Raw genomic sequence first — 5,166 nt, forward strand, 5'->3', positions numbered from 1 at the left:
CGTTGCGCGCGCGTCTGCTGGCCCGGCGCGACCGGCGCATGACCGGCGAAGGCGTGCTGGTGATCGACGCGCAGCGCTTCCGCACCCAGGACCGCAACCGCCAGGACGCGCGTGAACGCCTGGTCAGCTTCATCCAGGCCGGTCTGAGCGTGCCCAAGGCGCGGGTGGCGACCAAACCGACCTACGGCTCCAAGCTGCGCCGCCTGGATGAGAAAAAAGGCCGTGCGCAGGTCAAGCGCGGCCGTTCGCAACGCAATTGGGAGTAGTGCTTGAGCAACCGCTTACCGACCGTGCCGGTCCTGCCGCCGAACATGCCACAACTCACGGGCCGCGCACTCAGCCGCTGGCTGGGGCGCAGCGTGCTGCGTCTGGGCGGGTGGCATATCCGCGGGCCGATTCCGGACCTGGCCAAGGCGGTGGTGATCGCCGCGCCGCATTCGTCCAACTGGGACGGTCTGTGGGGGCTGGCGGCCAAGATGGCGCTGGGCGTGGACGCGCGCATCCTCGGCAAGGACAAGCTGTTCTGGTGGCCGCTGAGTGTGATCCTGCGCGGGCTCGGAGTGATGCCGGTGGATCGCAGTTCGCCGCAGGGCACGGTGGGACAGGTGGTGGCGATGATCCAGCGCAGTGACCGGGTCTGGTTTGCGTTGGCACCGGAGGGCACGCGCAAGCCGGTCAAGGAGTGGAAGGGGGGGTTCCTCAAGATCGCACGGATGGCCGAGGTGCCGGTGATTCCGGCCTATTTCCATTACCCTGACAAGACCATCGGCTTCGGCGAGCCGTTTTTCACCAGTGGCGATGATGCGGCCGACATGCTCGCCATCCGCCAGTGGTACCGGCAGTGGATGGGCAAGAACCGCGGTACCGGCTGAGTCCGCGCGGCCGGTGTGCAGGCGGCGGCCGCCACCATCGGCACATGTTGCCGCCGCGGCAACGGAGTAGGGTTGGGGCCTGATCGAAGCCCGTTCCCAAGGAGCCGTTTCATGTCGCGTACCGTTGTCCTGGCCACCGCCATCAGCCTTGCGCTGGCCGCCTGTTCCGGCAAGGAGTCCACTGCCCCCGTGACCACCAACACGCCCCCCCAGGCCGGCCAGCCCGCCGACGCCTCGACCAACCCGTTCATGGCCGTCAGTCCGCTGCCGTTCCAGGCGCCGGCCTTCGACAAGATCAAGGACAGCGACTACCTGCCGGCCTTCGCCGAAGGCATGCGCCAGCACCTGGCCGAGATCAAGAAGATCACCGACAACCCGCAGCCGGCCACCTTCGACAACACCCTGCTGCCGATGGAAAAATCCGGTGCGATGCTGGACCGCGTCAGCCGTGTGTTCTTCAGCGTGGTGCAGGCCGATACCAATCCCGAGCGGCAGAAGATCCAGGGAGAGGTGGTGCCGCAGCTGGCTGCGCACAGCGATGCCATCTATCTGGATGCCAAGCTGTTCGAGCGGGTGAAGGCGGTCTATGACGCGCGCCAGGGTGCCGGGCTGGAGCCGGAGCAGCTGCGCGTGGTCGAGGAAACCTACAAGGGCTTCGTCAAAGCCGGCGCCCAGCTCAGCGATCCCGACAAGGAAACGCTGAAGCAGTACAACGCCGAAGAAGCCACCCTGTCCAACGACTTCCACAACAAGCTGGTCGCGGCCACCGCCGCCGGTGCGGTGGTCATCGATGACAAGGCGCAGCTGGCTGGCCTGTCCGATGGCGACATCGCTGCCGCCGAAGACGCTGCCAAGGGCCGCAAGCTGGACGGCAAGTGGGTGCTGAGCCTGCAGAACACCACCCAGCAGCCGGCGCTCGGCTCGCTGCAGGACCGCGACGTGCGCGCCAAGGTGCTGCAGGCCTCGGAAACCCGCACCGAGCACGGTGATACCAACGACACCCGCGCCATCATCCAGCGCCTGGCCCAGCTGCGTGCGGCCAAGGCCAAGCTGCTTGGCTTCCCGAACTACGCCGCCTACAACCTCACCGACCAGATGGCGCAGACGCCGGAGCATGCGCTCAAGCTGCTGACCGACACCGTGCCGGCGGCCACCGCCAAGGCGCGCGGTGAGCTGGCCGAGATCCAGAAGGTGATCGACGCACAGAAGGGTGGCTTCAAGGCCAGCGCATCGGACTGGGACTTCTACGCCGAGCAGGTGCGCAAGGCCAAGTACGACCTGGACGAGTCGCAGATCAAGCCCTACTTCGAACTGGACAACGTGCTGCAGAACGGCGTTTTCTACGCCGCCAACCAGCTCTACGGCCTGACCTTCAAGGAGCGCAAGGACCTGCCGGTCTACCACCCGGACGTGCGCGTGTTTGAAGTCACCGATGCCAACGGCCAGCCGCTGGCGCTGTTCTACGCCGACTTCTTCAAGCGCGACAGCAAGTCCGGTGGCGCCTGGATGGACGTGTTCGTCGAGCAGGACGGCCTGACCGGCACCAAGCCGGTGGTCTACAACGTCAGCAACTTCACCAAGCCTGCCGCCGGCCAGCCCGCGCTGCTGAGCTGGGACGACGTGACCACCATGTTCCACGAATTCGGCCACGCCCTGCATGGCATGTTCTCCAACACCAAGTACCCGAGCGTGGCCGGCACCGGCGTGCCGCGTGACTTCGTCGAGTTCCCCTCGCAGTTCAACGAGCACTGGGCTTCGGACCCGAAGGTGTTCGCCAACTACGCCAAGCACTACCAGACCAAGGCAGCGATGCCGCAGGAGCTGGTCGACAAGATCGCCAAGGCCAAGACCTTCAACCAGGGCTACATGACCACCGAATACCTGTCGGCGGCGCTGCTCGACCTGGCCTGGCATACGCAGGGCGCTGACGCACCGCTGCAGGACGTGGACAAGTTCGAGGCCGATGCGCTGAAGCGCTACAAGGTGGATCTGGCACAGGTGCCGCCGCGTTACCGCAGCAGCTACTTCGACCACATCTGGGGTGGCGGTTACTCGGCCGGTTACTACGCCTACTTCTGGGCGGAGATGATCGACCATGACGCCTTCGAGTGGTTCAAGGAGAACGGTGGCCTGACCCGTGAGAACGGCCAGGTGTTCCGCGACAAGATCCTGTCCATCGGCAACACCCGCGATCTGGCCACCGCCTACCGCGACTTCCGTGGCAAGGATCCGAGTGTGGAACCGCTGCTGAAGAACCGTGGTTTGAAGTAAGCGCTGGTGCGGTAAACCGCTGGCGACGGACGGCAGGGGAAACCCTGCCGTTCTGCTGTGCGGCGCTGGCGGGCGGCGGCTGGGTGCCGTGTACCTGGCGGGCGTGCGTCGCACGGGAACTCCCCGTCGGCTGGCAGGTCAACAGGCTCTCCTCTCCGTGCAGGGCAAGTGCCATGAACGACACGCCGTCTGTTCCCCCGCGCCATCCAGCCATCGCCTGGTTGCGGCGTGAAGCGCTGCCGCTGGCGGTGATGCTGCTGTTGCTCGGCGTGGCCCGCGACACCTTGGCCAACCATTACCAGGTGCCCAGTGGTTCCATGCAGCCCACGCTGCAGCCCGGCGACCGGGTGGCGGTGGATATGCGCGCCTACGGTGTGCGGCTGCCGTTCACGCAGATGCAGCTGCTGGCCACCGGCACGCCGCAGCGCGGAGATGTGGCGGTGTTCGATTCACCGGCCGATGGCACCCGCCTGATCAAGCGGGTGGTGGCGGTGGGTGGGGATCGTGTGGCGCTGCGTGGGGGATACCTGAGCATCAATGGCCGGCTCCTGCAGCAGGGTGTCGCTTGCGAGCTTTTCGACGGCAAGCCGGTGCAGCTGGATCTGGATGCAGGCGGAGGTCCGGATATCCCGGGCTTCACCCTCCCCGCCGGCAAACTGCTGGTGATGGGCGATCATCGCGGCAACAGTTTCGATGGCCGTTTCTTCGGTCTGGTCGATGCCGACAAGGTCTACGGCAAGGCGCTGGCGGTGTACTGGCGCCGCGGTGAAGGTCTGGAGTGGCAGCGGCTTTGATCCCCGCCAAACCGTCTGAGCCGCTTCCTGCGGCGCGGCCCGTGGCCCGTTCTGGGTTGTCCGACAGGAGGCCTGATACCGCCTTCTGGGCAGCGCCTGCCGCCTAGCGCTCGGAGTGCCCGGTATCGTCGTACTGCCGTGGCGCGAACAGATCCGGCTGGATCAACTCGACGAAGGCGCGCGCCTGTGGCGACAGCACCTTGCCCCGGCGCACCACCACGCCGTAGCTGCGGGAAGGGAAGAATTCCCCCATCGCGCGCGTGACCAGCTTGTCGCGGTCGGCCTCGTTCAGGCACAACGCGGTGACGATGCTGATGCCCATACCCATCGCCACGTACTGCTTGATCACCTCCCAGCCGCCCACTTCCAGCGCCACCGTGTAGGGCACGCGGTGCTGCTGGAACACCAGGTCGACCAGCCGCCAGGTGATCTGCCGGCGCGGCGGCAGGATCAGCGGCCACGGGGAGAGGTCTTCCAGCGTCAGGTTCTTTTTCTTCGCCAGCGGGTGGTCGGGCGGGGTGATCAGCACCTGGTCGAAGCGGTAGACCGGGGCGTAGCTGAGGTCGGCCGGCACATCCAGCATGGAGCCGATAGCCAGATCGGCGGCGTCACTGCGCAGCAGGTCGGTGCCGTCGGCGCTGATCGCGTTGTGCAGGGTCAGGCGCACATCCGGGTGTAGCCTGCGGAAGTTTTCGACGATCTTGGGCAGCAGATACAGGATGGTCGACGAATTTGCGGCGATGTTCAGCTCGCCCGCGTCCAGTCCGCTGGCTTTCTCGCGGAACCGCGGCAGCAGCCCGTCCAGGCTTTCCACCAGCGGCTGCGCCATGTCGTACAGCAGCTGGCCCTCGCGGGTGGGCACCAGCCGGCGCCCGCTGCGCTCGAACAGCACTACGCCCAGCTCCCGTTCCAGCGCCTGCAGCTGCAGGCTCACCGCCGGCTGGCTGACAAAAAGTGCTTCGGACGCACGTGAGACCGAGCCCAGGCGCACCGTCTGCAGGAACGCCCGCAGCGGCTTGAGCCGGTCAGACTTGTAGGAAAAACGCGGGGTTGCGGGCGTCTTGGTGGGCATGGCAAAGCAAGTATTAGCACAACTTATAAAAAGCATTGCAAAAACTGTTTTGTTAAATACCTTCCTGAGGCGGCACGTTTGAGTCCCCGACACCCGCAGGAACTTCCGATGTCCGCCGTCGCCCACGCTGTCGCCACGCCGCAGTCCGCCCCCCGCC

The 5,166-nt window shown here is 66.1% G+C and carries 5 protein-coding genes; 4 read left to right on the top strand and 1 reads right to left on the bottom strand.

Translation table 11 applies throughout. The features are described from left to right. The 4 genes from arfB to lepB all read left to right on the top strand — a co-directional run. Positions 1-266, top strand: a 266-nt coding sequence (gene arfB / locus JCM9942_RS10675; protein WP_157722871.1) for an alternative ribosome rescue aminoacyl-tRNA hydrolase ArfB, incomplete at its 5' end; no start/stop codon positions are given. Positions 267-311: 45 nt separating this feature from the next. Next, positions 312-872: a lysophospholipid acyltransferase family protein gene (locus JCM9942_RS10680; protein ID WP_172675096.1), complete on the top strand. Its 561-nt coding sequence runs from the start codon at positions 312-314 to the stop codon at positions 870-872. A 111-nt stretch (positions 873-983) separates the two neighbouring features. Next, the gene (gene dcp / locus JCM9942_RS10685; protein WP_054659574.1) at positions 984-3,143 is read left to right on the top strand and encodes a peptidyl-dipeptidase Dcp; all 2,160 of its coding nucleotides are present in this window, start codon (positions 984-986) and stop codon (positions 3,141-3,143) included. 173 nt (positions 3,144-3,316) lie between these two features. Continuing rightward, positions 3,317-3,937, top strand: a complete 621-nt coding sequence (gene lepB, locus JCM9942_RS10690) for a signal peptidase I (RefSeq protein WP_054659576.1) — start codon at positions 3,317-3,319, stop codon at positions 3,935-3,937. Between the two features lie 103 nt (positions 3,938-4,040). Here lepB and JCM9942_RS10695 read toward each other — a convergent pair whose 3' ends face one another. Continuing rightward, positions 4,041-5,009, bottom strand: coding sequence for a LysR family transcriptional regulator (locus JCM9942_RS10695; RefSeq protein WP_054659578.1), 969 nt, complete (start codon positions 5,007-5,009; stop codon positions 4,041-4,043). Positions 5,010-5,166: the final 157 nt, after the last annotated feature.

The organism is Stenotrophomonas pictorum JCM 9942, assembly GCF_001310775.1.
GTDB classification, from domain to species: Bacteria; Pseudomonadota; Gammaproteobacteria; order Xanthomonadales; family Xanthomonadaceae; genus Stenotrophomonas; species Stenotrophomonas pictorum.

What these genes read in the sequence shown, in the direction of transcription:
- JCM9942_RS10680 (WP_172675096.1), top strand. Translation starts at nt 312, where the DNA reads ATGCCACAACTCACGGGCCGCGCACTCAGCCGCTGGCTGGGGCGCAGC.
- dcp (WP_054659574.1), top strand. Translation starts at nt 984, where the DNA reads ATGTCGCGTACCGTTGTCCTGGCCACCGCCATCAGCCTTGCGCTGGCC.
- lepB (WP_054659576.1), top strand. Translation starts at nt 3,317, where the DNA reads ATGAACGACACGCCGTCTGTTCCCCCGCGCCATCCAGCCATCGCCTGG.
- JCM9942_RS10695 (WP_054659578.1), bottom strand. Translation starts at nt 5,009, where the DNA reads ATGCCCACCAAGACGCCCGCAACCCCGCGTTTTTCCTACAAGTCTGAC.